This window comes from Microvirga terrae (assembly GCF_013307435.2).
Taxonomy (GTDB): Bacteria; Pseudomonadota; Alphaproteobacteria; order Rhizobiales; family Beijerinckiaceae; genus Microvirga; species Microvirga terrae.
Map to the genome: position 1 here is coordinate 3,025,450 of NZ_CP102845.1, position 25,175 is coordinate 3,050,624.

27 protein-coding genes and 1 tRNA gene are annotated in these 25,175 nt (G+C 65.4%); 10 read left to right on the forward strand and 18 right to left on the reverse strand.

All coding sequences use genetic code 11. The annotated features are described in order from the left end of the window. Positions 1-74 precede the first annotated feature (74 nt). Positions 75-329 carry a hypothetical protein gene (locus tag HPT29_RS14220; protein WP_173947258.1) on the forward strand — a complete coding sequence of 85 codons (255 nt, stop codon included), beginning with the start codon at positions 75-77 and terminating at the stop codon, positions 327-329. 63 nt (positions 330-392) lie between these two features. On the opposite strand, the gene HPT29_RS14225 is transcribed toward HPT29_RS14220, so the two are convergent. After that, positions 393-626 (reverse strand): DUF6894 family protein, encoded by a 234-nt coding sequence (locus HPT29_RS14225; RefSeq protein ID WP_173947257.1) that lies wholly within the window; start codon positions 624-626, stop codon positions 393-395. 261 nt (positions 627-887) lie between these two features. Between HPT29_RS14225 and HPT29_RS14230 the strand changes: the two genes are divergently transcribed. Next, positions 888-1,190: a hypothetical protein gene (locus HPT29_RS14230; protein WP_210272075.1), complete on the forward strand. Its 303-nt coding sequence runs from the start codon at positions 888-890 to the stop codon at positions 1,188-1,190. Between the two features lie 113 nt (positions 1,191-1,303). On the opposite strand, the gene HPT29_RS14235 is transcribed toward HPT29_RS14230, so the two are convergent. The 7 genes from HPT29_RS14235 to HPT29_RS14265 form a co-directional block, all read right to left on the reverse strand. After that, positions 1,304-1,378, reverse strand: a tRNA-Glu gene (locus HPT29_RS14235). Between the two features lie 135 nt (positions 1,379-1,513). Beyond that, positions 1,514-3,325, reverse strand: a complete 1,812-nt coding sequence (gene recJ, locus HPT29_RS14240; protein WP_173947256.1) for a single-stranded-DNA-specific exonuclease RecJ — start codon at positions 3,323-3,325, stop codon at positions 1,514-1,516. Positions 3,326-3,352: 27 nt separating this feature from the next. Further along, complete coding sequence (locus HPT29_RS14245; RefSeq protein ID WP_173947255.1) at positions 3,353-3,793, reverse strand: GNAT family N-acetyltransferase; 441 nt, start codon at positions 3,791-3,793, stop codon at positions 3,353-3,355. A 183-nt stretch (positions 3,794-3,976) separates the two neighbouring features. Beyond that, positions 3,977-4,975, reverse strand: a complete 999-nt coding sequence (gene glpX, locus HPT29_RS14250) for a class II fructose-bisphosphatase (RefSeq protein ID WP_173947254.1) — start codon at positions 4,973-4,975, stop codon at positions 3,977-3,979. Between the two features lie 56 nt (positions 4,976-5,031). Next, entirely contained in the window at positions 5,032-6,354 is a 1,323-nt protein-coding gene (locus HPT29_RS14255; RefSeq protein WP_173947253.1) for a homoserine dehydrogenase, read from the reverse strand. Between the two features lie 100 nt (positions 6,355-6,454). Then, positions 6,455-7,675, reverse strand: coding sequence for an LL-diaminopimelate aminotransferase (locus HPT29_RS14260; protein WP_173947252.1), 1,221 nt, complete (start codon positions 7,673-7,675; stop codon positions 6,455-6,457). Between the two features lie 43 nt (positions 7,676-7,718). After that, a complete protein-coding gene (locus HPT29_RS14265; RefSeq protein ID WP_173947251.1) occupies positions 7,719-8,129 on the reverse strand; it encodes a hypothetical protein in 411 nt (136 codons plus the stop codon). Positions 8,130-8,354: 225 nt separating this feature from the next. On the opposite strand from HPT29_RS14265, the gene phaC reads away from it, so the two are divergent. After that, positions 8,355-10,160 (forward strand): class I poly(R)-hydroxyalkanoic acid synthase, encoded by a 1,806-nt coding sequence (gene phaC / locus HPT29_RS14270; protein WP_173947250.1) that lies wholly within the window; start codon positions 8,355-8,357, stop codon positions 10,158-10,160. A 207-nt stretch (positions 10,161-10,367) separates the two neighbouring features. Here the strand turns inward: phaC and HPT29_RS14275 are convergent, their stop codons facing one another. Then, positions 10,368-11,699: an OmpP1/FadL family transporter gene (locus HPT29_RS14275; RefSeq protein WP_173947249.1), complete on the reverse strand. Its 1,332-nt coding sequence runs from the start codon at positions 11,697-11,699 to the stop codon at positions 10,368-10,370. Between the two features lie 382 nt (positions 11,700-12,081). On the opposite strand from HPT29_RS14275, the gene HPT29_RS14280 reads away from it, so the two are divergent. Next, a complete protein-coding gene (locus HPT29_RS14280) occupies positions 12,082-12,966 on the forward strand; it encodes a fumarylacetoacetate hydrolase family protein (RefSeq protein ID WP_173947248.1) in 885 nt (294 codons plus the stop codon). A gap of 114 nt (positions 12,967-13,080) precedes the next feature. Here HPT29_RS14280 and argC read toward each other — a convergent pair whose 3' ends face one another. Next, positions 13,081-14,049, reverse strand: a complete 969-nt coding sequence (gene argC, locus HPT29_RS14285; RefSeq protein WP_173947247.1) for an N-acetyl-gamma-glutamyl-phosphate reductase — start codon at positions 14,047-14,049, stop codon at positions 13,081-13,083. A gap of 289 nt (positions 14,050-14,338) precedes the next feature. Here argC and HPT29_RS14290 point away from each other — a divergent pair, with 289 nt between their 5' ends. Next, positions 14,339-14,845 carry a hypothetical protein gene (locus HPT29_RS14290; protein ID WP_173947299.1) on the forward strand — a complete coding sequence of 169 codons (507 nt, stop codon included), beginning with the start codon at positions 14,339-14,341 and terminating at the stop codon, positions 14,843-14,845. 56 nt (positions 14,846-14,901) lie between these two features. Here HPT29_RS14290 and rpsI read toward each other — a convergent pair whose 3' ends face one another. Both rpsI and rplM read right to left on the reverse strand, forming a co-directional pair. Further along, positions 14,902-15,378 (reverse strand): 30S ribosomal protein S9, encoded by a 477-nt coding sequence (gene rpsI, locus HPT29_RS14295; protein ID WP_173947246.1) that lies wholly within the window; start codon positions 15,376-15,378, stop codon positions 14,902-14,904. A gap of 2 nt (positions 15,379-15,380) precedes the next feature. Beyond that, a complete protein-coding gene (gene rplM / locus HPT29_RS14300) occupies positions 15,381-15,845 on the reverse strand; it encodes a 50S ribosomal protein L13 (protein ID WP_173947245.1) in 465 nt (154 codons plus the stop codon). A gap of 287 nt (positions 15,846-16,132) precedes the next feature. On the opposite strand from rplM, the gene HPT29_RS14305 reads away from it, so the two are divergent. Continuing rightward, on the forward strand, positions 16,133-16,753 hold the full coding sequence (locus HPT29_RS14305; protein WP_173947244.1) for a glutathione S-transferase family protein: 621 nt from the start codon (positions 16,133-16,135) through the stop codon (positions 16,751-16,753). Between the two features lie 10 nt (positions 16,754-16,763). Here the strand turns inward: HPT29_RS14305 and HPT29_RS14310 are convergent, their stop codons facing one another. After that, positions 16,764-17,201, reverse strand: a complete 438-nt coding sequence (locus tag HPT29_RS14310) for a PaaI family thioesterase (protein WP_173947243.1) — start codon at positions 17,199-17,201, stop codon at positions 16,764-16,766. Between the two features lie 49 nt (positions 17,202-17,250). On the opposite strand from HPT29_RS14310, the gene HPT29_RS14315 reads away from it, so the two are divergent. Next, entirely contained in the window at positions 17,251-17,775 is a 525-nt protein-coding gene (locus tag HPT29_RS14315; RefSeq protein WP_173947242.1) for a CoA-binding protein, read from the forward strand. A gap of 1,029 nt (positions 17,776-18,804) precedes the next feature. Continuing rightward, entirely contained in the window at positions 18,805-20,088 is a 1,284-nt protein-coding gene (locus tag HPT29_RS14320; RefSeq protein WP_173946519.1) for an O-acetylhomoserine aminocarboxypropyltransferase, read from the forward strand. A 136-nt stretch (positions 20,089-20,224) separates the two neighbouring features. Here HPT29_RS14320 and HPT29_RS14325 read toward each other — a convergent pair whose 3' ends face one another. Further along, positions 20,225-20,899, reverse strand: a complete 675-nt coding sequence (locus HPT29_RS14325; RefSeq protein ID WP_173946518.1) for a ParA family protein — start codon at positions 20,897-20,899, stop codon at positions 20,225-20,227. 458 nt (positions 20,900-21,357) lie between these two features. Between HPT29_RS14325 and HPT29_RS14330 the strand changes: the two genes are divergently transcribed. Next, positions 21,358-21,765 carry a DUF1236 domain-containing protein gene (locus HPT29_RS14330; RefSeq protein WP_173946517.1) on the forward strand — a complete coding sequence of 136 codons (408 nt, stop codon included), beginning with the start codon at positions 21,358-21,360 and terminating at the stop codon, positions 21,763-21,765. A 52-nt stretch (positions 21,766-21,817) separates the two neighbouring features. Here the strand turns inward: HPT29_RS14330 and HPT29_RS14335 are convergent, their stop codons facing one another. After that, the gene (locus HPT29_RS14335; protein ID WP_173946516.1) at positions 21,818-22,888 is read right to left on the reverse strand and encodes a COX15/CtaA family protein; all 1,071 of its coding nucleotides are present in this window, start codon (positions 22,886-22,888) and stop codon (positions 21,818-21,820) included. A 130-nt stretch (positions 22,889-23,018) separates the two neighbouring features. Between HPT29_RS14335 and HPT29_RS14340 the strand changes: the two genes are divergently transcribed. After that, entirely contained in the window at positions 23,019-23,228 is a 210-nt protein-coding gene (locus tag HPT29_RS14340; RefSeq protein WP_173946515.1) for a DUF2842 domain-containing protein, read from the forward strand. Between the two features lie 48 nt (positions 23,229-23,276). Here HPT29_RS14340 and HPT29_RS14345 read toward each other — a convergent pair whose 3' ends face one another. The 3 genes from HPT29_RS14345 to HPT29_RS14355 all read right to left on the reverse strand — a co-directional run bounded on the left by HPT29_RS14345 (position 23,277) and on the right by HPT29_RS14355 (position 25,166). Next, a complete protein-coding gene (locus HPT29_RS14345; RefSeq protein ID WP_173946514.1) occupies positions 23,277-23,471 on the reverse strand; it encodes a hypothetical protein in 195 nt (64 codons plus the stop codon). Positions 23,472-23,575: 104 nt separating this feature from the next. Beyond that, entirely contained in the window at positions 23,576-23,938 is a 363-nt protein-coding gene (locus tag HPT29_RS14350) for a hypothetical protein (protein ID WP_173946513.1), read from the reverse strand. Between the two features lie 184 nt (positions 23,939-24,122). Then, entirely contained in the window at positions 24,123-25,166 is a 1,044-nt protein-coding gene (locus tag HPT29_RS14355) for a response regulator (protein WP_173946512.1), read from the reverse strand. Positions 25,167-25,175 lie beyond the last annotated feature (9 nt).

Sequence of the window (25,175 nt, forward strand, 5' to 3'; positions counted from 1 at the left end):
TGAACGAAACTGAGCAGGAACCCCTGGCGGAGAAAGCCGTTCTCAGGGGGAAACGCTTGTTCAGGGAGTTCACGATGAAGAAAACGGTACTGCTTCTTGCGGCTTCGCTTCTCAGCACGGCTGCCTTCGCACAGGACACGACCACGACCATCAAAAAGGAAGAGGGCATCCTGGGCAGTCAGACCACCATAGAGCGCAAGACCGAGCCGAGCACCACCTCCTCGACCTCGGTCACGACCACCACCGGGTCGGTCGGCTGCACGACGGAGACCAAGCAGAAGACGGACGAGTTCGGCGATACGACGACCAAGAAGAAGACCGAGTGCTGATCGGGCTGCTTCGGCCGTCGAACAGGGCCCGGCATCACGCCGGGCCTTTTTCTTTCGAGACCGTCAGCGACGCCGGCCGCCCTGCCCGCCGCGGAAGAACGGGACCGTCAGCAGTCGGCGTCCGGTCTCGTCCGTGATTTCGAGCTCGATATTGCCCGCGTCGGCCAGTTCGTCCCGCAGCTCCTCGACGGTCGCCAAGGCCTCCGCCCGGGCTGCTTCGAGGTCGGGAAGCTCGATTCCCTCCTCGTCTTCATCGACGTCGTAGCCGTCCCGAATGTTGAAGAAAAAACGCGGCATGGAGATTCAGCTTCGCTCGGTGTCTGGCGGACAAAACGCCCTGACGGGCGGCAGGTTCAATCCGGCGCCTGCCCCTTCTCTATACATGGATTTTCAGGAAGCGATGATACCTTTCGCGGGATCGGCGCCTCGCACGAGCGATCAGGAAAACGTCCAGACATCGCCGAGGCTCCGGTCAGGCGCCTGGATGGAGCTTTTTGGAGAAGAGCGCGTTGATTGGCACGCCAAGGGCAATCGCGGGCCAACCGTCAGGGACATGTCATGATCCGTATCCCTCTGCCTCCCTTTGCCATCCTTGGCGCGGCGATCGCTCTCGGCGGCACGCCGGCCTCCGCTCAAACCTCCTGCGGTCCGCGCGAACAGCTCGTGAAGCTGCTGGCCGATCAATACAAGGAGGGCCCAGTCGGCATCGGTCTCGCCCAGCCCGGCCAGGTGCTCGAGGTCTTCGCCTCGTCCAATGGAACCTGGACCATGGTCATGACCATGCCGGACGGCAAGGCGTGCATGATCGCCGCCGGCGACAACTGGGAAATGGTCACCAAGATCAAGGGCAGCCCGATCTGACCGGGGTCGTGATGGGGCACGCCTCCGGCGCGGTGGGAAGCTATCGAAGCTGCGAGAGCCTCGAGACCTCATCCAGCACGTCGTCGAATGATGAATTGTCCGGGATTGGGAAGTGGCGCGCCCTAGGGGAGTCGAACCCCTCTCTCCAGCGTGAAAGGCTGGCGTCCTAACCGATAGACGAAGGGCGCAGGTCGTTCGGGGCGGTGCCGCCGAAGTGGGCGAACCTATAGAGGGGTTCGTGACGCATCGCAAGCACCTTATGCCGGAAAAGTGGTCCCGCTTCCACGCGGCGAAGGATGCTCCGATCGGGGGTCGCAAGCGCGTTATTCCGGTCGTGCCGCATCCATGATCCGGACCTCGACCTTCTCGTTTCCACCCCAGCGATCGATCGAGAGAGTCCCGGCCACATGGAGTGTGTTGCCGATGGCCTGCGACAGGGCGATGCCGAGCGGCTGCCCGGCGGCCCGGAAGGCGATTCCCCCGATGACGCTGCCGTCGCCGCCACGAAGCTTGACGCGCATATGCCCGCCGCTGCCGACCTCCCGCGCCTCGACCAGCCGATGCTGAGGGAACGCGAAGACCGGTTCCGGCTGGCCCTGGCCGAACGGCCCTGCGCGTTCCAGGGCGGTCACGACCGCCGGCTGCGCGCCCCCTGCCGTGAGCGTCGCGTCGATGGCGAAATCGTCCCGGAGGCGCATGGTGCTCACCGGCTCGGTGAGCCTTTCGGTGACGAAGGCGAGGAAGCGCTCGAGATCGACCGCCTGGATCGTCACGCCGGCCGCCATGGTGTGGCCGCCGCCCTTGATCGCGAGCCCCGCATCCACGGCCGCACGCACCGCATGTCCGAGGTCGACGCCCGGCACGGAACGGCCCGACCCGGTCGCCGTGCCGTCCGGGTTGAGGGTGAAGGCGAAGGCGGGGCGGCGAAACCGCTCCTTGGTCCGGGCGGAGATCAGGCCGACCACGCCCGGGTGCCATTCGGCCGAGGCGGTGACGAGCACCGGCAGGTCCGGCATGCGCTCGAGCGCCATCAGGGCCTGGGCCTCGGCTTCGGCGACCGCCACGACCTCGATGGCCTGGCGCTCCCGATTCAGCCGGTCGAGCTCGGAGGCGAGCCGTCCGGCCTGCATGGGATCCTCCGTCAGCAGAAGCCGCGAGCCCAGGGCCGCGTCGCCGATGCGTCCGCCGGCATTGATCCGCGGCCCGACCAGATAGCCGAGATGCCAGCTCTCGGGCGTCCCCGCGAGACCGGCCGTATCGAGAAGCGCCGCAAGACCGACCCGGCGGCGGCTCCTCATGATGGCGAGCCCCTGGCGCACGAAGGCCCGGTTGAGGCCGATGAGCGGCACCACGTCGGCCACGGTTGCCAGCGCCACGAGATCGAGGCTCCCCATCAGGTCGGGCTCCGGACGCCCCTGGAAGAACCCGCGCAGACGCAGAATCCGGTTGAGGGCGACGAGCGACAGGAACACGACGCCGGCCGCGCAGAGATGGCCGAGGCCGGAGAGATCGTCCTGCCGGTTCGGGTTCACGATGGCGAGCGCGTCCGGCAGCTGCTCGGGTGCCTGGTGGTGGTCGAGAACGATGGGATCGAGGCCGAGGCGGCGGGCCTCCGCCAGAGGCTCGATGCTGGCCGTGCCGCAATCGACCGTGACGAGGATGTCGGCGCCCTGCTGCTTCAGCGCCCGGATGGCGTCGACATTGGGCCCATAGCCTTCGGTGATCCGGTCGGGAATGTGGATCGCGTAATCCAGGCCGCAGGCGCGCAGATACTCGGCGAGGAGCGCCGCGCTGCAAGCGCCGTCCACATCGTAGTCGCCGAAGATCGCCACCTTCTCGTTGCGCAGAACCGCATCGGCCAACCGGGAGGCCGCAGCCTCCATGTCGGTCAGCCTGTGGGGGTCGGGCATCAGATCCCGCAGGCGAGGGTTCAGGAAGCCGTCGGTATCATGCAGCCCGACGCCACGCCCGGCCAGAACCCGCGACAGCACATCCGGCAGGCCATGGGTCTGGGCGATGGCGAGCGCGATCGTTCCCTGGGCGGCGTCGCAACGCTCCACCCAGGTGCGCCCGAGGGCCGAATTGGTGACGCCGAGGAAGGCTTTCGGCAGGACAAGTGGGGATGATTCGGTCACAGCGGGAGTCTTATCCGCGAATTGTGGTCAAAGCATCCTGCGATACTGAATGAAGCCGGTGCGGGACGCGACCTTGTCGTAGAGCGCCTGGGCGGTCGTATTGGTCTCGTGCGTCAGCCAGTAGACCCGGGCCGCTCCGGCGGCCCTGGCCTGTTCGTAGACGGCCTCGATCAGGGCCCTGGCCACGCCGCGCCCCCTCGCCTCCTCGGCGGTGAACAGATCCTGCAGGTAGCAATAGTCAGCCGTCGTCCAGGTGGAGCGGTGATAGACGGTATGGACGATCCCGGCGATCCGGCCGTCGAGGATCGCCGCAAGGCCGTGCAGCGGCTCGGCGGGATCGAGGAACCGACGCCACGTCTCCTCGGTGACCTCCGGCGGCACGGATGACTTGTAGAAGGTCAGGTAGCCCTGCCACAGGGGCTCCCAGGCCTGCCGGTCGTCTGCCGTGAAGGGGTGGATCTGAAGCATGAGATTGTCCATCTTGTCGTTCGAAGCGCGGCGCTCTTCAGGTCGGGATGGCCGGGACAAGCCCGGCCATGACGTCGTGGGTCGTCGGCCGTGACCTGGCCTGCCAGGATGAGACGAAAGAGCGTCGATATGCAAATGGCCGGGGCAAGCCCGGCCATCACCGTGGGAATGCTCCCGATGCCGCTAGTCGAGGTGGAACTTCGACAGCTCCCGGTGCTCGCCGTAGATCCGGCGCACGGTGCCGGTCGCGGAGCGGTAGACCACCGTCTCGGTGGTGATCACGTCCTTGCCGAAGTGGACGCCCTTCAGCAGCCCGCCATCGGTGACGCCGGTCGCCGCCACGATCACGTCGCCGCGGGCGAGATCCGTCACGTCGTATTTCTTGTTGGGATCGGTCACACCCATCTGCAGGGCGCGAGAGCGCTTCTCCTCGGTGTCGAGGATCAGGCGTCCCTGCATCTGGCCGCCGATGCAGCGCAGGGCGCCTGCCGCCAGCACGCCCTCGGGCGCGGCCCCGATGCCGAGATAGATGTCGATGCCGGTCTCTTCAGCCTTCGTCGTGAAGATCACGCCCGCCACGTCGCCGTCCGAGATCAGCCGGATGCCGGCCCCGGTCTTGCGGATGGCCGCGATGAGATCCGCATGACGCGGCCGGTCGAGGACGAGGGCCGTGAGCTCGTTCACCTTCACGCCCTTCGCCTTGGCGAGGCTGTGAAGGTTCTCCTCCGGCGAGGCGTCGAGGTCGACCACGCCGGCCGGATAGCCGGGTCCGACCGCGATCTTGTGCATGTAGACGTCGGGAGCCGCCAGCAGGGTTCCGGCCTCGGCCATGGCCATGACGGCGATGGAGCCCGGCATGTCCTTGGCGCAGAGCGTGGTGCCCTCGAGCGGATCGACCGCGATGTCGACCTTCGGGCCCTGCTTGTTGCCGACCTTCTCGCCGATGAAGAGCATCGGCGCCTCGTCGCGCTCGCCCTCGCCGATCACCACAGTGCCGTCGATGGGAAGCTTGTTCAGCTCACGACGCATGGCGTCCACGGCGGCCTGGTCCGCGGCCTTTTCGTTGCCGCGGCCACGCAGCCTGGCGGAGGCAACCGCCGCGCGCTCGGTGACGCGGACGAGCTCCAGGGTCAGGATGCGCTCGATGATTTGGCCCGGTTGGACGGTAATGCCTTGCGACATGGACGTGTCGTCTCCCTCTTGTGATCGTGTGGGGACCGGAAAGGCCCGGTCCTGGGTTACTCGCGCTCGATGCGGATGACTTGGGGCGGCTCGGCGATAAGACCATCCCCAGAAATTTTTTCCAGCGCCGAACGGATCGAGGCTTCGGTGGCCGCATAGGTGATGAGCACCAGCGAGACCGGGGCTCCGGACCTCCCGTGCGGATCCTTGGTGGCGGCCAGTTCCGAGCGCTTCTGCAGAATGCTCTCCAGCGAGATGTCGGCCTCGGCCATGCGGGTCGCCACCCCGGCGGCGACGCCCGGGCGGTCATGGACCGTCAGGCGAACGTAATAGCCGCCCTCGTGGCGCTGCATGGGAGCGCGCGGCGCCTTCTCCAGCCGGTCCGTCGGCGAGCCGAAGAGCGGCTGCACGGTGCCGGTGGCCACATCGGCGATGTCGGCGACGACCGCGGAGGCCGTCGCGTCGCCGCCCGCGCCGGGCCCGATGAGCGTCAGCTCCCTCACGGCATCGGCATCGATGGTGACCGCGTTCGTCACGCCCATCACCTGGGCGATGGACGAGGTGCGGGGCACCATGGTCGGATGCACGCGCTGCTCGATCCCCGTCTTGGTGCGCTCTGCGACGCCGAGAAGCTTGATGCGGAAGCCGAGTTCCTTGGCCATGGCGAGGTCGAGGGGCGTGATGGAAGAGATGCCCTCCACGTAGATCGCATCGGCGTCGATCTCGGTCCCGAACGCGAGGCTCGTCAGGATGGCGAGCTTGTGGGCCGTGTCGAAGCCCTCCACGTCGAAGGTCGGATCGGCCTCCGCATAGCCCAGGCGCTGGGCATCCTTCAGGCATTCGGCGAAGGTCAGGCCCTCCAGCTCCATGCGCGACAGGATGTAGTTGCAGGTGCCGTTGAGAATGCCGTACAGGCGGGAGATCCGGTTGGCGGGCAGCGCCTCGCGCAGGGTCTTGATGATCGGGATGCCCCCGGCCACGGAGGCCTCGAAGGCCAGGGACACGCCCTTCTCTTCAGCCAGCTTCGCCAGTTCGAGCCCATGCTTCGCAAGAAGTGCCTTGTTGGCCGTGACCACGTGCCGGCCGAGCGAAAGGGCCGCGCGCACCGTCTCCAGGGCGGCCCCGTCCGCGCCGCCGACGAGTTCGACCACGCAATCCACGTCGGCCGAGCGGGCCAGATCCGCCGGGCTGTCGAACCATGCGAAGCGGGAGAGGTCGACGCCCCGGTCCTTGGACCGGTCGCGGGCCGATACGGCCATGACCTCGACCGGCCGCCCGCCGCGCTGGGCGACAGCCTCGTTCTGGCGGTCGAGAATGCGAATGACCGATGTGCCGACGGTGCCGAGGCCGGCGATGCCGACCCGAAGGGGACGTGTCACGAACAACAGCTCCTTGAAAATCTCGGGCTGCTTTTACGACCCCTGCGGTGTCCTGTCCATGCGGACGCGCAACCCTGACAGGTTGCCTGTCCGGGACTGGTCAGCCGCGCCGGACCATCGGCACCACGTTGTGGAGCGTCTGGTCGGCGTTGTCGAAGAACCGGCGGATGTTGCGCGCGGCCTGTCGGATGCGCTGCTCGTTCTCCACAAGGGCGATGCGGACATAGTCGTCGCCGTGCTCGCCGAAGCCGATGCCCGGCGCCACCGCCACGTCGGCCTTCTCCACCAGGAGCTTCGAGAATTCGAGGCTGCCCATCGGCCGGAACTTCTCGGGAATCTGCACCCAGGCGAACATGGACGCGGTGGGCACGGGAACGTTCCAGCCGGCCTTGGCGAAGGAATCGACCATCACGTCCCGGCGGCGCTTGTAGGTGGCGCGCATCTCGCGGATGCAATCATCCGGCCCGTTGAGGGCCGCGGTGGCGGCCACCTGGACGGGCGTGAAGGCGCCGTAATCGAGATAGGACTTCACCCGGGCAAGCGCCGCCAGCAGGCGCTCGTTGCCGACCGCAAAGCCTATGCGCCAGCCGGCCATGGAGAAGGTCTTCGACATGGAGGTGAACTCCACCGCCACGTCGATGGCCCCCGGCACCTGCAGGATTGAGGGCGGCGGATTCGATTCGTCGAAATAGACCTCCGAATAGGCGAGGTCCGACAGGAGGATGAGGTCGTGCTTCTTCGCGAAGGCGACGAGGTCCCGGTAGAAATCGAGGGACGCCACATAGGCGGTCGGGTTCGACGGGTAGCAGACGACGAGCGCCACGGGCTTGGGGATCGAATGGGCGACGGCGCGCTCGGCCGCGACGAAGAACTCGGGCGTCGGCTCGGCCGGAACGGACCGGATCACGCCGCCGGCCATCAGGAACCCGAAGGCATGGATCGGGTAGCTCGGGTTCGGCACCAGGATGACATCGCCCGGCTCGGTGATGGCCTGGGCCATGTTGGCGAAGCCCTCCTTGGAGCCCAGCGTCGCCACCACCTGGGTGTCCGGATTGAGCTTCACGCCGAAGCGGCGCTCGTAATAGCCCGCCTGGGCGCGGCGCAGGCCGCCGATGCCCTTGGACGCCGAGTAGCGATCGGTGCGCGGCTTGCCGACCGTCTCGACGAGCTTGTCGATGACGTGCTGGGGGGCCTGGAGGTCCGGATTGCCCATCCCGAGGTCGATGATGTCCGCCCCATTGGCGCGGGCCGCGGCCTTGATGCGGTTGACCTGCTCGAAGACGTAAGGCGGGAGGCGCTTAATCCGGTAGAAGTCAGGCATAGGTCTCGTCCTCGGGCGGAATCACATGGTTCCGGTATAGGTTCTAAGGCGTTCTCTTGGAATTCGTCTTCTGGCGCACCGGCTGCGACGTGTTGGCCGGAAGCCTGACAGGCTCGGGAGGCGGCGTCTTGCCGAGTTCGGCCGCAGCGGCACCGGCCGCCTCGTTCTGGGCCCGAATGGCATCGAGCTCCGCCTCGGCCGCCTTGATCTGATCGGCTGTGCGCGCCGGAGTCGGGCGCTCCGCAGCCGGAGTTCCGATCGGCATGTATTCCAGGTCGGCCGGCCTCGAACGGGCCACGAAATCCGGGGTCGCGGCCGTCTGCGGACCGGCCCCCACGGCGGTCGCCACGTCCCGGACAGGATTGAAGCTGCCGTTGCATCCGGCGAGCCCCACGGCGAGGGCCGTGGCGGCAAAAGCCGGGATGCGGCGGATCAGAAAGGGCTTCGTACGCATTGTGATACCTAAGATCTGCAACATGGCTCTGGCATATCCGACGAGCCGAACGCTAGCGCATCGTGCGGTAAAAGTGGCCCCGGTTTTCCGGTTCCACGATGCGCCGCTCGGAGGCTTGAGCATCGGATCCATCCCAAAAGTGGAATCCACTTTTGGGTCCGATGCTCTAAGATGTCGGAAATGCAGCCTGGGGGCAACGCTGCTGCGATAGAGGGAGGTCGCCTTATGGACAAGCCATACGGTGAGGAGAAGACCCAAGGCCCGATGCCGGACTTCGAGACCCTCTCGCACAACATGGCCCGGTTCGTCGAGGGAGCCGGCAAAGCCGCGGCCGCCTACCTCAAGCCCGTCCAGGAAGGCCAAGCCGGGCCCGAGCTGTCGAACGACGCTTCCGAAGCCATCAAGTCCCTCAGCCGCGTGGCCGAGGCCTGGATGAGCGACCCGCAAAGGAGCTTCGAGGCTCAGTCCCGCCTCGGGACGCAGTTCATGTCGCTCTGGGCCTCGACCCTGAAGCGAGCCCAGGGAGAGCCCGTGGAGCCGGTGGCCGAGCCCGAGCCCAAGGACAACCGGTTCAAGGACCCGGAGTGGTCTGAGAACCCGATTTTCGACTTCCTGAAGCAGGCCTATCTCATCTCGTCCCGCTGGGCCGAGGACCTTGTGGAGGACGCGGAGGGCCTGGACGAGCGCACCCGTCACAAGGCTCAGTTCTATCTCAAGCAGCTCTCCAGCGCGCTCTCGCCGTCGAATTTTCTCCTGACCAATCCGGAACTCATTCGGGAGACCCTGCGCGAGAACGGCGCCAACCTCGTGCGCGGCATGACCATGCTGGCGGAGGACATCGAGGCGGGTGGCGGCGAGCTGAAGATCCGCCAGTCGGACACGAGCAAGTTCAAGGTCGGGGTGAACATCGCCACCACGCCCGGCAAGGTGATTTTCCGCAACGACCTGATCGAGCTGATCCAATATGCTCCGACCACCGAAAAGGTGCTCAAGCGGCCGCTGCTGATCGTCCCGCCCTGGATCAACAAGTTCTACATCCTCGATCTCAACCCGGAGAAAAGTTTCGTTCGCTGGGCGGTCGCGCAGGGCCTGACCGTATTCTGCATCTCCTGGGTCAATCCCGCCGAGCAGCACGCGGAGAAGGGCTTCGAGCACTACATGGTCGACGGCATCTTCGCCGCGCTCGACGCCATCGAGCAGGCGACGGGCGAGAAGAAGGTGACGGCCATCGGCTATTGCGTCGGCGGGACTTTGCTCGCCACCACGCTCGCCTACATGGCGGCCAAGCGCGACAAGCGAATCGACAGTGCCACCTTCTTCACCGCCCAGGTGGATTTCACCCATGCGGGCGATCTGAAGGTCTTCGCCGGCGAGGAGGAGGTGCGCAGCCTCGAGGCCACCATGAAGAAGCGCGGCTATCTCGAGGGCTCGCGGATGGCGAACGCCTTCAACATGCTGCGGCCCAACGATCTGATCTGGCCCTACGTGGTCAACGTCTACATGAAGGGGCAATCGCCCTTCCCGTTCGACCTGCTCTATTGGAACGCCGATTCGACCCGCATGCCGGCGGCCAATCACGCCTTCTACCTGCGCAACTGCTATCTGGAGAACAGGCTCGCCAAGGGCGAGATGGAGCTTTCCGGGGTGAAGCTGGACCTGAAGAAGGTGAAGGTGCCGATCTTCAATCTGGCCACCAAAGAGGACCACATCGCCCCGGCCCGGTCCGTGTTCGCGGGCTCGAAGGCCTTCGGCGGACCGGTCGATTACGTGCTCGCCGGCTCCGGCCATATCGCCGGCGTGGTGAACTCGCCGAGCAAGGCGAAATACCAGTTCTGGACCGGCGGCCCCGTCGAGGGCGAGATGGAGGACTGGTTGAAGCAGGCCAAGGAGACCACGGGCACCTGGTGGCCCTATTGGTTCGACTGGATCAAGGCCCAGGCGCCCCGGATGGTGCCGGCCCGGGAACCCGGCGGCGGCAAGCTGGAGCCCCTCTGCGATGCGCCGGGGACCTACGTGCTGGAGAAATCCTAGCCTCTCCGTGATAACGTACTCCGTCGCTTTCTCGGACCCGCAACGTCATGGCCGGGCTTGTCCCGACCATCCCGATTGTTCGTGGCTCGGCGCCTTTCCGGTCGGGATCCATCGCACGAGGCGGGTGATGACTTGGGAGGAAACGACGCCCCCCAAAAAGAAAGGCCGACATTTCTGCCGGCCTTCGGGTCGTCGCTACGGGAGCGCTCAGTACTTGCGGACGAGCGGGACGGCCGGGATGGCGACCTTCGGGTCGTCCCAGCGATAGCGAATCGCCGCCGACACGATGTCCACGTCCGAGTCCACATCGGCCACGTAGGGAAGCCCGGCATAGTCCTGATGTCCGGGAAGAATCCGGATATCCGTCTCCTTGGCGAAGATGTGGGTGTAGGCTAGGTCGAAGGACACCCGGTCGTTCCACTGGTAGCTGGCGCCGATCGACGCCCAGATGCGGTCGTTGTCCGGCAGGCGGGTCGAACGGATCTCCGTGTCGATCGGGGATTCCTCGTAGGCCACGCCGGCGCGGAGCGTCCACTGCTCGTTCAGCCGGTAATCCGCGCCGAGGGAGTAGAAGAACCCATCCTCGTAGTTGAGCGGAATGTCCGTCACGGCAACGCCGCCGGGGCCGATCACGAGAGGCGTCTTGAGGACGCTCCAGTTGGTCCACTCGAAGCCGGCATGAACCGTGATGTTCGGCGTGATCACCTGCGAGAGACCGACGGTCAGCTGGTCGGGCGTCTTCAGCTTTGCGGTGATCGGAACTCGGGCGAACGGCCCGATGGAGCCGAACGGAGCCGACAGGTTGCCCTCGAGCTCATGCTCGACCTGCGACCGGTAGCCGACACCGATCGTCGTTCCGGCGAAGGGCGTGATCGTCACGCCGGCCGTGAAGCCGAAGCCAACGTCATCGCCGTCGAGGATCGCGCTCGGCGCGCCGGGCAACACCGCGGATGTCGCCGGGCCGCCCGGGAACGGCACCGCCCGCTTGAGGCGGATGTCGAAATACTGCAGCGACGGTCCCACGGCGACCGACAGCCAGTCGTTCACCTTCACGCCGAGCACCGGGTTCACGTTCACGGAGAAGATCCGCGACGAGCGCGAGTAGAGCTGGCCGGACCAGTTCTGGCGCGGGTCGGTGACGAGGCCATAGGGCGTTGTGCTGGAGACGCCGAGCCAGAGCATGTCGTTGATCTGATAGGAGCTGTATCCCGCCGGAACGACCGCATCCTCGCCGATGTCGCCGGAACCGCCGAACACGAAGGTCGGCATGGACGGGAGCGGATTGATGTCGACCCGCGGAATGATCGCCGAGGCGTGCCACTCGCTCTGCCAGCCCGGCGCCATGGTGATGACGGCCGGGTTCCAGAACATGGAGGAGAGGTAGCCCGAGCCCGAGGCCGCGCCGGCGAAGGAGTATCCCTGCGCGGTGGCGCTCTGCTCGCGGAGCGCGAAGGCACCGGCCTGAGCGCCGCCCTGGGCGGCGATGAGGGCTGCGAGGGACACCGCAGCCAATGACAACGAACGAGTGAGACGACCCATGGAGTTTTCCTGCCCTTGGTGTTCTTGTACGGGAGAATCCCGTCGTGAGGGCAATGTGCCAATGCTTAAATTTGGCCGCAATCTTTTCCTGAGCTTCCGCCCGAGTCTTAACGTTTCCTAAAATCTGTCGACCCTTACTTAACTGATCTTTGTTTTGCTTTGTTAATCGCAAATACAGGAAAAGTATGCACAGATGGTTCACATGTAAACCGATGTATAGTCGGCTGTCATCTTGAGGCTGGATACCTCGGACGGATGAGTGGACATCCGGTCGTTTGTGAGCCGTCGTGGCATAACAGCAACATATTTGCGGCTAGAACGTGCATTGTACGGTGACGCATTCGGGCCAATGATGCCCATGCCTTAACAAGAGGAGCGCTTGATGAAGCTGGTGAGATTTGGCGACGCTGGACGGGAGAAGCCGGGCCTGATCGATTCGAACGGACAGATCCGCGATCTCTCGGGACTCGTGCCCGATATTACCGGGGCGGCCCTGTCGTCCGACACCCTGGACCGCATCCGCAACACCGACCCGAGCACCCTCCCCATCGCCCCGTCGGGCCAGCGCCTGGGGCCTTGCGTCGGCCAAGTGCGCAACTTCATCGCCATCGGGTTGAACTATGCCGACCATGCGGCCGAGACGGGAGCGCCGATCCCGGCCGAGCCGATCGTCTTCAACAAGGCCCCGTCCTGCATCGTCGGCCCCAATGACGACGTGATCATCCCGCGCGGATCCCAGAAGACCGACTGGGAGGTGGAGCTCGCCATCGTGATCGGCGAGCGGGCCTCCTATATCGGGGCGAACGAGGCCTTGGATTTCGTTGCCGGCTACTGCGTCTGCAACGACGTGTCCGAACGCGAATACCAGATCGAGCGCGGCGGCACCTGGACCAAGGGCAAGGGTTGCCCGACCTTCGGCCCCTTAGGACCCTGGCTCGTCACCAAGGACGAGATCGCCGACGTGCAGAACCTGTCCATGTGGCTCGAGGTGAACGGCGAGCGCGTGCAGAACGGCTCGACCAAGACCATGATCTTCAACGTGGCGCAGATCGTCTCCTACGTGTCGCACTTCATGATCCTGGAGCCCGGCGACGTGATCACCACCGGGACCCCGCCGGGCGTCGGCATGGGCATGAAGCCGCAGCGGTTCCTGAAGGCGGGCGACGAGGTGAGCCTCGGCATCGAGGGCCTCGGCGAGCAGCGCCAGCGCTTCGTCGCCTTCGAGGGCAACGCGGTCGACACCAGCAAGAGCTGGAAGGGGCACTGATCATCCCTGGGGTCATGGCCGGCCTTGCGCCGGCCATCCCGATACGGGCAAGGGCTGTGCTTCAATCCATCGTCATCACCGGCACGCGGCCGGTGATGACGCGAGGATCCCCGTTCAAACCAGCCCGAGCATGAGCTGGATGTTCTGTACCGCCGCGCCGGACGCGCCCTTGCCGAGATTGTCGAGCCGCGCCACTAGAACGGCGTGGTTGTAGCTGTCGTGCTTGAACACGAAGAGTTCGAGGCGGTCCGTGTCGTTGAGGGCCTCCGGCTCGATCCGCTCGATTGTTTTGCCGTCCCGCAGCGTGGGCACAACGCTGACCAGGCCGCCCTCCCGGTAGTGCTTCAGGAGCGCCGCCTCGAGATCCGCCGCCTTCGGCCGGCCGGGCAGGAGGTCGAGGTGCAGCGGCACGCTCACCAGCATGCCCTGCCGGAAATTCCCCACGGACGGGATGAAGATCGGCCGCCGGGTCAGGCCGGTGTACTTCTGCAGCTCGGGCACGTGCTTGTGCTCGAAGCCCAGCCCGTAGAGCTCGAAGGACGGGGCCGTGCCGGCCTCGTAGGCCTCGATCATCGAGCGCCCGCCGCCGCTATAGCCGCTCACCGCGTTCACGCTGATCGGATAATCGGCCGGGATCAGGCCCGCGTCGACCAGCGGCCGGATGAGCGCGATCGCGCCGGTCGGGTAGCAGCCCGGATTGGCCACCCGGTCCGCGCCGGCGACCGCGTCGCGCTGCTCGGCATCGAGTTCGGCGAAGCCGTAGACCCAGCCGGGCGCGACCCGATGCGCCGTGCTGGCGTCGAGGATCCGGGGCTTGCGGCCGCTCAGGCCGTCGACGAGGGAGACCGTCTCCCGGGCCGCGTCGTCGTGCAGGCAGAGCACCACGAGATCGACTTCGGCCAGGATCTCGCGCTTGGCCGCCGGATCCTTGCGCCGCTCGGGATCGATGCTCCGGATCCTGACGCCGGGAACGTCCTTCAGCCGCTCGCGGATTCCGAGCCCGGTCGTGCCGGCCTCTCCGTCGATGAACACGGTCTTGGTCTGCTGATCGAGGCCTGATGATCTGTCGAGCGTCGCGGTCATGGTCGATCCAATCTGTCGTCGATGCTGGGAGATAGGGCGGGACGCTTCAGCCCCGCAAGGTGTCGGAAAAACAAAAGCCGCGCAGAGGGCGCGGCTGGCAGACGAGCGGACGAAGAGTCCTCATCGCAGGCGCGCAGGCGCGGCGGAGAAGCGACGTCGGATGTCTGAGAAGATCGTCATGGGCGATCTATGCGGCGCAAAGGCCATGCTTGTCAAGGAACGGCCCGGTGGAACCCTCCCCCGGTCCCACGGTTCCCCTCGCAATCCCGGATCACGACAGGCGGCTCTCATGGCAGGCACGGCGAAGAAGACCAATCCCAAGCTCTGGGAGACGGTGAAGGCGAAGGTCACGAAGAGCTCCAAGGGCGGCAAGCCGGGCCAGTGGTCGGCCCGCAAGGCGCAGATGGCGGTGGCCGAGTACAAGAAGGAAGGCGGCGACTACGAGGGCCGCAAGTCCACGGACAATCACCTCCGGCAATGGCAGGACGAGGATTGGGGCACGAAATCCGGCAGGAAGAGCAGCGAGACCGGCGAACGCTACCTGCCGGCCAGGAGCCGCAAGGCGCTGAGCGACAGCGAATACGAGCGGTCGAGCGACAAGAAGCGTGCCGATACCCGCAAGGGCAAGCAGGTTTCGAAGCAGCCGCGCGACGTGGCCAGGAAGGCCGCGGCCGCGCGCAAGAGCACCGGGCGGGCCGCATCGACCAAGGCGCAGCTCATGGAGCGGGCGCGCAAGCGCAACATCCCCGGCCGTTCGCGCATGACAAAGGCCGAGCTGGAACGCGCCCTGGCCTGAACGCAGAAAGGGCGGCCCGAGAGCCGCCCTTTCCAAACCATATGGCTGAAGGAGCCTTAGCGCTTCGAGAACTGGAAGCTGCGGCGGGCCTTCTTCTTGCCGTACTTCTTGCGCTCGACGACGCGCGGGTCGCGGGTCAGGAAGCCTTCCTTCTTGAGCGGGCCGCGAAGCTCCGGCTCGTAGTAGGTCAGCGCCTTGGCGAGGCCGTGGCGGACCGCGCCAGCCTGGCCGGAGAGACCACCGCCGTCAACATTGACGGTGATGTCGTACTGGCCTTCGCGCTGGGCGATCTGGAGCGGCTGGGCGAGGATCATGCGCAGCACGGGACGGGCGAAGTAAACTTCGGCCGTACGGCCGTTGATCACGATCTTGCCGGAGCCGGGCTTGATCCATACGCGGGCAACCGCGTCCTTGCGCTTGCCGGTGGCATAGGCGCGGCCGAGCGAGTCGAGCTTCTGGACGTGCTTCGGAGCTTCCGGAGCGGCGGCCTGGGCATTGGTGCCGAGATCGGCGAGAGACTGGAGGGTCGCCATGATTACGCTCTCACGTTCTTGCTGTTGAGGGCACCAACATCCAGCGTTTCCGGCTGCTGAGCGGTATGCGGATGCTCGGCGCCGCCATAGACGCGCAGGTTGCCCATGATCTGACGGAAAAGCGGGCCGCGGGGGAGCATGCGCTCCACAGCCTTCTCGACCACGCGCTCAGGGAAGCGGCCGTCGAGAATGAACTTCGCGGTGCGCTCCTTGATGCCGCCCGGATAACCGGTGTGGTGATAGTACACCTTCTGCTCGCGCTTGCGGCCGGTGAACACCACCTTGTCGGCGTTGATGACGATGACGTTGTCGCCGCAGTCGACGTGGGGCGTGTAGTTCGCCTTGTGCTTGCCGCGCAAGCGCATGGCGACTACCGAAGCGAGACGGCCCACAACAAGGCCCTTCGCGTCGATCACAACCCACTTCTTCTCGACCTCGGCGGGCTTCAGCGAAGTCGTAGTCTTCATTGCGCTGTATCCCGTTGAAGAGCCATCTGGCTCAGGTTCTGAAAACGACAAACCGCCGCGAGATGCGGCGGCGAGTGACGGCTGTTTAGTCACATCAGCCGTACAAGTCAACACTGTTTTCGAGCAATCGAAACGCGCAAAACCCTTATAAAACAAGAGTTAGCAGGTCAACGGTATTCAAATACCGTGATAGAGGTATCCCAATACCACGTCGGGTTTTGGATCCGGCCTGAGAACCGCTATGCTTGGCCGTCAGTTCGCTTTTCGCCGTTCTGGAGGGGCTCCCGATGACCGATGACCTGATCTTCTTCACCAATCCCATGTCCCGCGGACGCATCGCCCGTTGGATGCTGGAGGAAACGGGCTGCGCCTACCGGACGGAGGTGCTCGCCTTCGGCCCGGACATGAAGTCGCCCGGCTATCTGGCCCTCAACCCCATGGGCAAGGTGCCGGCGATCCTGCACAAGGGCAGGATCGTCACCGAGGCAGCCGCCGTCTGCGCGTATCTGGCCGACGCTTTTCCCGAGGCCGGCCTTGCTCCGCCGCCCCAGGACCGCGCCGCCTACTACCGCTGGATGTTCTTCGCGGCCGGACCGGTCGAGGCGGCCCTGAGCAACAAGGCGTTCGGCTTCGAGGTTCCGGAGGACCGGCAGCGGACCATCGGCTACGGCAGCATCGAGCACGTGGTCGATGCCCTGGATTATGCCGTCACCCAGTCCGAATACATCGCGGGCGACCGGTTCACCGCCGCCGACGTCTATGTGGGCTCCCAGATCGGCTGGGGCATGATGTTCGGCACCCTCGAGAAGCGGCCCGCTTTCGAGGCCTATTGGCAGCGGATCAGCGCGCGTCCCGCGGCCATCCGGGCACGCGAGATCGACGACGCGCTGGTGCCCGCGAAGGCTTGAGACGAGCCGGCTACCGGCGATCCGGGATCGAATAGGTCCCGGTCGCATGGCAGACCACGTCCGGGCCGCCCTCCGAGGTGATCGATACTTCGCCCACCGCGAGGCGCCTGCCGAGCTTGAGCAGGCGGCACTCGGCGATGAGGTCCCGCGGCTCGGGCTTGCGCAGGAAGTTGAAGGTGAGACTCGTGGTGACGGCGAGCGCCACGGGTCCGATATGGGCGAGAATCGCCGCGTAGAGGGCAAGATCCGCCAGCCCCATCATGGACGGACCCGAGATCGTGCCGCCCGGCCGCAGATGGCGCTCATGGTAGGTCATGCGCATGCGGGCCGAAAGCGGGCCGATCTCGTCGACGAAATAGGTCCGGCCTCCCGCATGCATCTGCGGGAACTCCCGGTCGAGAAACGCCGTCAGGTCGTCCTTGGTCATGATCGGGTGATGCGAAGCCATGCGTCAAATGCTCATTGAACTGCCCTGCCCTATCCCATACGTTCCTGCCATGGATCACAGCAATTACCCGAACGATTACATCCGCGGCATTCTCAACAGCGTGAAGACCATCGCGCTGGTCGGCGCCTCGTCGAATCCCGCTCGTCCGAGCTGGATCGTCACCAAGTACCTGCTGGAGCGCGGCTACGACGTGATCCCGATCAATCCGGGGCTGGCCGGCGGCGAGCTTCTCGGCAAGACGGTCTATGCCTCCCTGAAGGACGTGCCGGCTCCCATCGACATGGTCGAGATCTTCCGCAACTCGGAAGCCGCCGGTCCGATCACCGACGAGGCACTGGCGCTCGATCCCCTGCCCAAGGTTCTCTGGATGCAGCTCTCGGTGCGCAACGACGAGGCCGCGGCCAAGGCCGAGGCCAGGGGCCTGAAAGTCGTCATGGACCGTTGCCCGAAGATCGAGTTCGGACGCCTGTCCGGCGAGATCTCCTGGCAGGGCGTGAATTCGCGCATGCTGAGTTCCAAGAAGCCGGTCCTGTCTGGAAAGGGCTTCCAGAAGCTCAGCCTCAACCGGTCTTGAACAGACCTCCGCTGTCCGCTGCAAGGTGCTGGCCCGTCCCTGCGTGGGCATCGGTCTGAGCCGGCGTGAGACGATCTCGTCGCAGGTTTCCCGCCCCGGCCGGACGTGCCTGACCATTCCGCGTTACCCTCCGCCCGTGCCGGCCACCCTCCGTCCGTCTTCCCGTAGCCGTTCCGTCGCCCTCCGCTCTTCCTCGCCACCACCACCTCATGGCCAGGCTGGCACCCTCTCCCGTCACCCCGTCCCTGCCACCTTCCGTCCGTCCTGACACCCTCACGTCATGGCCGGGCTTGTCCCGGCCATCCCGCTCATGTGAAGCGCCGTGCCTTACGGGTCGGGATCACCGGCACAAGGCCGGTGATGACGTGGGAGTGGTGGACAGGTGTGGGTGCGATGATGTTCCACCTTTGTTCTTGACAGCGGGTGCAAGCTAAGCTATATCATGGCACAGATCGGTTCCTTCGAGGGGCGCGCTCGCGAGGCGTCGCAAGTGTGGGAACCGGCACGGTCCTGCGACAGGCTTCGCAAACCTGGGCGCGCAGGAGGCCGACCTTGGGTTCTGCCCAGCTGGTCCGCCTGAAAAGAACCGTGCGCGACGAGCAGCTTGGCTCTCGCTTATCACCTCAGACATCGAGCCGGGCTGCCACTCGCGCCACCCTCGATCATCCTGAAGGCTCGCAGCGCAAGCTGCGGGCCCACAGGTGCTGCTCTTTGACAGCGCACAGATCACAAACCCGCACCGCAGCGCGACGCTCCCCCGTCATCCGACCTCCGCCCGTCATGGCCGGCCCTGTGCCGGCCATCCCGATCCGGTGAGGCTCCGCGCTTCAGACAATCGGGATCACCGGCACAGGGCCGGTGATGACGCGGAGGATGCCCATCCCCTGCTACGCCGCCCTATCCGGGGGCCTGATCCTGGGACGGCCGTGTAGGCCTTGAGGGCAAGCGGATCACCTCACACGCTCCTTGACGGACGAACGAGGCGTTCTTTAAATAGAACGGAGTCTTATCCTTGAGGAACGTCCGACCATGACCGACCGCCTGCCAGGCTTCAACACGCTCGCCATCCATGCCGGGGCGGCTCCCGATGCTGCGACGGGCGCCCGTGCGACGCCGATCTATCAGACCACCTCCTTCGTCTTCGACGACGTGGACCACGCGGCATCGCTCTTCGGCCTGCAGGCGTTCGGCAACATCTATTCGCGGATCGGAAACCCGACCTGCTCCGTCCTCGAGGAGCGCGTGGCCGCCCTGGAAGGCGGAACGGCCGCCCTGGCGGTGGCCTCCGGCCATGCGGCCGAGTTCCTGACCTTCCACACCCTGCTCCAGCCCGGCGACGAGTTCATCGCGGCCCGCAAGCTCTATGGAGGGTCGATCAACCAGTTCAACCACGCCTACAAGAACTTCGGCTGGAACGTGGTCTGGGCCGATTCGGACGATCCGTCCTCCTTCGAGGCGGCCATCACGCCGAAAACCAAGGCGATCTTCGTCGAATCCATCGCCAATCCGGGCGGCGTGATCGTCGACCTGCAGGCGATCGCGGCCATCGCCAAGAAGCACCGCATCCCGTTCATCGTCGACAACACGATGGCGACCCCCTATCTGATCCGCCCCTTCGAGCACGGCGCGGACATCATCGTGCACTCGGCCACCAAGTTCCTCGGCGGCCACGGCAACTCGGTCGGCGGCCTCATCGTGGACGGCGGCTCGTTCAACTTCGCGGGCGACGACCGCTATCCCATGCTGTCAAAGCCGCGTCCGGAATATGCCGGCATGGTTCTGGGCGAGACCTTCGGCAATTTCGGCTTCGCCATCGCGTGCCGCGTGCTCGGCCTGCGCGACCTCGGCCCGGCGCTCTCGCCCTTCAACGCCTTCCTGATCCTCAACGGCATCGAGACCCTGCCGCTGCGCATGCAGCGCCACTCGGACAACACGCTCGCCGTCGCCGAGCATCTGGCGGGCCACGACAAGATCTCCTGGGTCAGCTATCCGGGCCTGCGCTCGGACCGCTATCACAACCTCGCCAAGCAGTACTGCCCCAAGGGCGCCGGCGCGGTCTTCACCTTCGGCCTCAAGGGCGGCTACGAGGCCGGCGTGAAGCTCGTGTCGAACCTCAAGCTGTTCTCCCACCTGGCCAATATCGGCGACACCCGCTCCCTGGTCATCCACCCGGCTTCGACCACGCATCGTCAGCTCACCGACGAGCAGAAGACCCAGGCCGGAGCGGGCCCGGAGGTCGTGCGCCTCTCCATCGGCCTCGAGGACACGCAGGACCTGATCGACGACCTGAACCAGGCGCTCGATGCGGCGTAAGCGATCCCTCGCGTTTCCGGTCCTCAGCCCGGCGTCACCGGCCCCCGTGCCGGTGACGACCGGAAGGGCAACCGAGAGCGATCGAACGAAAAGGGCGGCCCGAGAGCCGCCCTTTCTGCCGAGATGAGACTGTTTCCTACGCGGCCCGGGACGCACCGGCCTTCTTGTAGGTGTTGTGGATCGCGTTCAGCGAGCGCTCCAGGGCCGTCCAGAGGCGGCCGATTTCCTCCGCCCCCTGTGAATTCGCATCATATTCCCGGGCTCCCTCGCCGGTCGCGAGCGAAAGCGTCAGCTCGGGACGGTGGGTGATCTGGCCGGCCCAGACCGGAACCTGGAGGGCGTTCAGGGCGCCGCGGGCGTCCGCAACCACGTGGGCCTCCGCGTCTCCGTGCCTGGCCGGAGCCGCGTTGATGACCGCCGCGTAGGGCTTGCGGTGCTCACGGGCGATGGCGACCGTGTCCTGGAGGGCCGCAATGTCGAACAGGCTCGCGCGGGTCGGAACGATCACCAGGGTGGCCTGCTTGATGGCCTCGGCCACGATGGACGACTTGTTCGGCGGCGTGTCGACGAGAACCCACTCGTAGCCTTCCCGCTTGGCGTCCCGGATGGCCTCGGCGATGTTGCGCACGTTGTGCTTCAGGCCCAGGTATTCCTGATTGCGGATCTTGTGCCAGAGCGACAAGGAGCCCTGCGGATCGTTGTCAATCAGCAACGTGGGGCGTGAAGGATTGGCGATATAACTCGCCAGGTGAGCAGCGAGCGTGCTCTTCCCCGAGCCGCCTTTCCGCGAAGCAAAGACCAGCACATTCATGCCTGACTCCTCATAAGCCTTTTCCGACAGCCCTGCCTTTAGGGGTTAAGCCTATCTTAATATTGTTCACCTGTAGCAGAGCAAGTACTGATTTCCTAATTCCCGCCGTATTCCCACTGCGATTTTCGAGGTCGACGGCCCCGATTGCCTTCCACGGGCCGCTGAGAGGCGAGCGGGCGCATGCCCTCCGGTGCCCCGAAAGCCTCCGAAATCCTTGTGCGGCTAGGACACGGGCGTTCGCAATTGTCGTCCATAGAACGCCGGTGAAGCAGGCGAAGCCCGAGGCTCCCCGCTTCCCGCCGTCTGGGTCTCGCGACGGATTCCAGTCAAGCTTCATGGCGGATTGACCTCCCTGAAGCCCGGCTTGGGATCCTCGCCTGCAGCAGGATTTAGGACGCGGAACCACCGCTCCGCTTGGCCGTTAAGCTCCAGACTTCACAAGTCTTAGGAGCTGACAAATGTCCAAGAAGATCTTGTTTGCAGGTGCCCTTCTCGTGGCTCTCGCGCCGGTTGGCGCCTTCGCTCAGTCCGGCGGCGCGGCTGCCGGTGCGACCACCGGTGCCGTCGGCGGCGCCATCGTGGGTGGCCCCGTGGGAGCCGTCGTCGGCGGCGTGACGGGCGCGATCGTCGGCGGTCTCGCCGACCAGCAGCAGCCGCAGTTCCGCCAGTACGTGGTGACCCAGGGCGTTCCGTCCTACCGCTACCAGGAAGAGGTTCGCGTCGGCGCGACCCTCCCGGCTTCCGGCGTGCAGTACTACGAGGTTCCGGCCGAATACGGCGTCAAGAACTATCGCTACACTGTCGTGAACGACACCCCGGTCCTGGTCGAGCCCGGCACCCGCCGCATCGTCCAGATCGTCCGCTAACGTCTGCGGAAGCTGAGTTCCAGGGCGGCCTGACGGCCGCCCTCCTCTTATGTCAGGCCTTGCTCACCCGGGCATGAACGACCGCCATCGCGAGGACCGCCATGGCGAAGACCTGATGGGCTAGCCCGGCCCAGAGCGGGACGGCCAGCAGCAGGGTGACGATGCCGAGAGCCATCTGGCCCAGCGCGAGGCCGGCCATGCCGGCTGCGCGACCGGCGGTGCTCGAAGCAGGGTCCTTCCGGCGAACGGACCATACATGCCAGAAGGCGAAAGCCACGATGGCATAGGCCACGAGACGGTGGTTGAACTGGACCAGCAGGACATTGTCGACGAAGTTCTCGATCCAGGGCTTGACCACGAACAGCGCCGAGGCCGGCGGAACGAGAGCTCCGTCCATGAGCGGCCAGGTGTTGTAGGTCAGGCCGGCTTTGGAGCCTGCGACAAGCCCTCCGAGGGCGATCTGGAACAGGATCAGCCCGACCAGGATGCGGGGCGCATAGCCTGTCCGGACTTCCCGGCTCGCGGCCCCGGATCGGTCCTTCAACCCCGAGGCGACCCAGATGAGGCAGGCCAGGATGACGCTGGCGACCGTGAGATGCAGGGCGAGCTTGATGGGCGCGACCGCGGTCATGCCCGGCTCGAGGCCCGATGCTACCATGATCCACCCGATGGCGCCCTGGAGGCCGCCCAAGGCTCCGATCCCCAGGAGCGTCAGGGCCAGCCTGCCCTGGATGATCCCTCTGACCCAGAACCAGACCAGGGGCAGGAAGAAGACAAGGCCGATGAGACGGCCGAGCTGCCGGTGCCCCCATTCCCAGGCATAGATGAACTTGAACTCCGACAGGCTCATGCCCTTGTTGACGAGCTCATATTGCGAAATCTGCCGGTATTTCTCGAACTCGACCACCCAGGCCTGTTCGGTCAGCGGCGGAATGGCTCCGGTGACGGGCCTCCACTCCGTGATCGAAAGACCGGAGCCGGTCAGACGCGTGGCGCCGCCGACCGCGACCATCAGGACGACCAGCGCCGCGAGGCAGTAGATCCAGGCGCGAACGGCGGACAGGGACCGGCTTCGAGGCACGCGCGCCAACGGCACGCCCTCGGTGGAGGCTGCGACAGCCATGCTCACTCTCATCGTCGATTAGGGCTTGAACCCGGAATATGGACGTCACATAGAGGCTGTGCCTCGACGAGGCAATTCATGCCGGTGACGCACCATCGCGATCCGGTGGTGACGATGTGAGGATTTCGCCATGGGCATTCGCTTGCGCAAGCTGATCGGCACAGTGGTGATGCTGGCCTTCATCATCTTCTACGCGCTGTTCGCGATGGCGGTCGCCGAGGGCCGGATCACGCAGGCCCCGAAGCTTCTTCAGACCGTCGCCTACATCGTGCTCGGCCTGATCTGGATCGTCCCGCTCATGCCGCTGGTCCGCTGGATGGCGAAGCCCGACAAGTCCTAGCGCAGCATCCTGCAGTCCGGACGAACGGCCTCAGGTCCGAGTTCGACCTTAGGCTCCGCCGATCCCCTCAATGATCGTGCCCGTGCCGCCGCAGATCGGACACGCCGTGGCGCCGATGCGGCCGCTGCCCTTACATTCAGGGCAGACATTCTCCCCTGCGCCCGGCGTTCCCGGCTCCGCCTGATCACCGGGATTGAGCTTCGTCTGATCGGATCCGGCTTGATCTTTCGGTGTGCTGGTCATGGCTAAGCTCGCATGAGATGTCATGCGATCAACGCGGCAGCCGAATCCGGGTTTCTGTCACGGGAAAAGAAAAGGCCCGCCGGAAGCGGGCCATCTCGAAAACCTCAGCGGCAGACCTGGCGGCTACGATGCTCCCAGCCCCAGCCGGGAACCCATTCCCGGTAACGCTCCGTGGAGCAGCGCTCCACATAGACCTCACGAACCGGGCGCTCGTAATAGACCGGCGCGGCCTCCTCGACATAGACCGGCGGCGGCGGCGGCGGGGGTGCGCGATAGACGACCGGGGGCTGAGGCTGCGCGATGGCCGACCCGACGGCAGCGCCAACAGCGAGCCCTCCCAGCGCTCCGAGGGCCACAGCGGCCCCGGGAGACAGGCGATCACGCGCTGCAGCCGGCTGGACGGCAGACAAGCCGGTGACGAGCGCCAGAGCCGCGGCAGTCCCGGAAACTAGACGAAAGACCTTCATGATCATCACCTACGAGCGGAGAAAGGCCGCATGCCTTCCTCTTCATGCCATGAGATATACTGTTCAAAACCTCTCCGAAAGCTGAACAGAATGTGGCAAAGCTTGGGCTTGGGCCAAACTTGCCAGAATGGTGATCAAGCTCTTAAGGGCCACATTCCCGGTTCGAGATCCAAGCCGGCGCCGTTCATGCGCTGGTGCTGCGCAGCGGCACCGACAGCAGGACCCGGACGAGATCCGCCTGCCGATTGGTATCGGTCTTTCGGAACAGGTTCTTGAGATGGAAAACCACCGTGGTCTGGGCGACTTCCAGCTCCTCGGCGATCTGATCGAGGCGCTTGCCATCGATCAGCATGAGAGCGACCCGGGTTTCCGATGGGGTGAGGCTATAGAGCCTCACGAGCGTGTCACCCGAGACCTTTGCCCGCTGCTCGGTGTCGATCAGGAGCAGGACGACGGCCTCCGGCCTCTCCTCGGCGGAGAACCGTTGCCCCGGAATCAGGACGAGATAAGGCCGGCCGCCGGATATCCGCGGGAACGAGACGATCTCGTCGAGGGATTCCTCCTCGAAAGCCTTCTCGATGGACGAATGGAGCTTGCTGTTCTGCTTTGCCACCGAGCCCTTCAGGATCCCTTGGGAGACGCTCAGCCCATCGCCTTCGGCCAGGATTCGCTGCGCCTCCTTGTTCATCACGCGGACGGCGCCCGCTTCGTCGACGATCACGACGCCGACCAGAAATCGGTCGAACGCGAAGGTGGCCTTGTAGAGCGCGTCGACCGTGCGTCCCTTGGCGGATTTCAGAATTTCCTGCCAGGATTCTTCAGCCCGGTGGACGGCGCTCGTCTGAACCCGGACGACCTGGTCGAGGCGGGCCGCTATGGTCGCGAGCAGGATCTCGTAGTCGATCGGCTTGACGAGATAGTCGTCCGCTCCTGCCTGCTTGCCGCTGAGAACGTCATTGCGTTCCGCCAAGGCGGTCAGGAAGATGAACGGGATATCGGCCATCGTCCCCTGGTCGCGTAAGGCTTTGAGCACATCATAGCCGCCGAGGCCCGGCATCGTGATATCACAGAGGACGAGATCGGGACGGTACCGCTCGAGGAGGCTGAGCGCCTCGCTGCCGTTCGCGGCCTGGAACACGCGGTAATTGGCCGCCTCCAGTTCCTCTGCGATATCGCCTCGCAGGTCGTCTTCGTCTTCAACGCAAAGTATTGTTTTTTGATCGTTCATTGGAGCAGT

Bases quoted from the DNA above. Each gene is read 5' to 3' on its own strand.
- HPT29_RS14220 (WP_173947258.1), top strand. From the start codon at position 75: ATGAAGAAAACGGTACTGCTTCTTGCGGCTTCGCTTCTCAGCACGGCT.
- HPT29_RS14225 (WP_173947257.1), bottom strand. From the start codon at position 626: ATGCCGCGTTTTTTCTTCAACATTCGGGACGGCTACGACGTCGATGAA.
- HPT29_RS14230 (WP_210272075.1), top strand. From the start codon at position 888: ATGATCCGTATCCCTCTGCCTCCCTTTGCCATCCTTGGCGCGGCGATC.
- HPT29_RS14245 (WP_173947255.1), bottom strand. From the start codon at position 3,793: ATGCTTCAGATCCACCCCTTCACGGCAGACGACCGGCAGGCCTGGGAG.
- glpX (WP_173947254.1), bottom strand. From the start codon at position 4,975: ATGTCGCAAGGCATTACCGTCCAACCGGGCCAAATCATCGAGCGCATC.
- HPT29_RS14260 (WP_173947252.1), bottom strand. From the start codon at position 7,675: ATGCCTGACTTCTACCGGATTAAGCGCCTCCCGCCTTACGTCTTCGAG.
- HPT29_RS14265 (WP_173947251.1), bottom strand. From the start codon at position 8,129: ATGCGTACGAAGCCCTTTCTGATCCGCCGCATCCCGGCTTTTGCCGCC.
- phaC (WP_173947250.1), top strand. From the start codon at position 8,355: ATGGACAAGCCATACGGTGAGGAGAAGACCCAAGGCCCGATGCCGGAC.
- HPT29_RS14275 (WP_173947249.1), bottom strand. From the start codon at position 11,699: ATGGGTCGTCTCACTCGTTCGTTGTCATTGGCTGCGGTGTCCCTCGCA.
- HPT29_RS14280 (WP_173947248.1), top strand. From the start codon at position 12,082: ATGAAGCTGGTGAGATTTGGCGACGCTGGACGGGAGAAGCCGGGCCTG.
- argC (WP_173947247.1), bottom strand. From the start codon at position 14,049: ATGACCGCGACGCTCGACAGATCATCAGGCCTCGATCAGCAGACCAAG.
- HPT29_RS14290 (WP_173947299.1), top strand. From the start codon at position 14,339: ATGGCAGGCACGGCGAAGAAGACCAATCCCAAGCTCTGGGAGACGGTG.
- rpsI (WP_173947246.1), bottom strand. From the start codon at position 15,378: ATGGCGACCCTCCAGTCTCTCGCCGATCTCGGCACCAATGCCCAGGCC.
- rplM (WP_173947245.1), bottom strand. From the start codon at position 15,845: ATGAAGACTACGACTTCGCTGAAGCCCGCCGAGGTCGAGAAGAAGTGG.
- HPT29_RS14305 (WP_173947244.1), top strand. From the start codon at position 16,133: ATGACCGATGACCTGATCTTCTTCACCAATCCCATGTCCCGCGGACGC.
- HPT29_RS14310 (WP_173947243.1), bottom strand. From the start codon at position 17,201: ATGGCTTCGCATCACCCGATCATGACCAAGGACGACCTGACGGCGTTT.
- HPT29_RS14315 (WP_173947242.1), top strand. From the start codon at position 17,251: ATGGATCACAGCAATTACCCGAACGATTACATCCGCGGCATTCTCAAC.
- HPT29_RS14320 (WP_173946519.1), top strand. From the start codon at position 18,805: ATGACCGACCGCCTGCCAGGCTTCAACACGCTCGCCATCCATGCCGGG.
- HPT29_RS14325 (WP_173946518.1), bottom strand. From the start codon at position 20,899: ATGAATGTGCTGGTCTTTGCTTCGCGGAAAGGCGGCTCGGGGAAGAGC.
- HPT29_RS14330 (WP_173946517.1), top strand. From the start codon at position 21,358: ATGTCCAAGAAGATCTTGTTTGCAGGTGCCCTTCTCGTGGCTCTCGCG.
- HPT29_RS14335 (WP_173946516.1), bottom strand. From the start codon at position 22,888: ATGGCTGTCGCAGCCTCCACCGAGGGCGTGCCGTTGGCGCGCGTGCCT.
- HPT29_RS14340 (WP_173946515.1), top strand. From the start codon at position 23,019: ATGGGCATTCGCTTGCGCAAGCTGATCGGCACAGTGGTGATGCTGGCC.
- HPT29_RS14345 (WP_173946514.1), bottom strand. From the start codon at position 23,471: ATGACCAGCACACCGAAAGATCAAGCCGGATCCGATCAGACGAAGCTC.
- HPT29_RS14350 (WP_173946513.1), bottom strand. From the start codon at position 23,938: ATGAAGGTCTTTCGTCTAGTTTCCGGGACTGCCGCGGCTCTGGCGCTC.
- HPT29_RS14355 (WP_173946512.1), bottom strand. From the start codon at position 25,166: ATGAACGATCAAAAAACAATACTTTGCGTTGAAGACGAAGACGACCTG.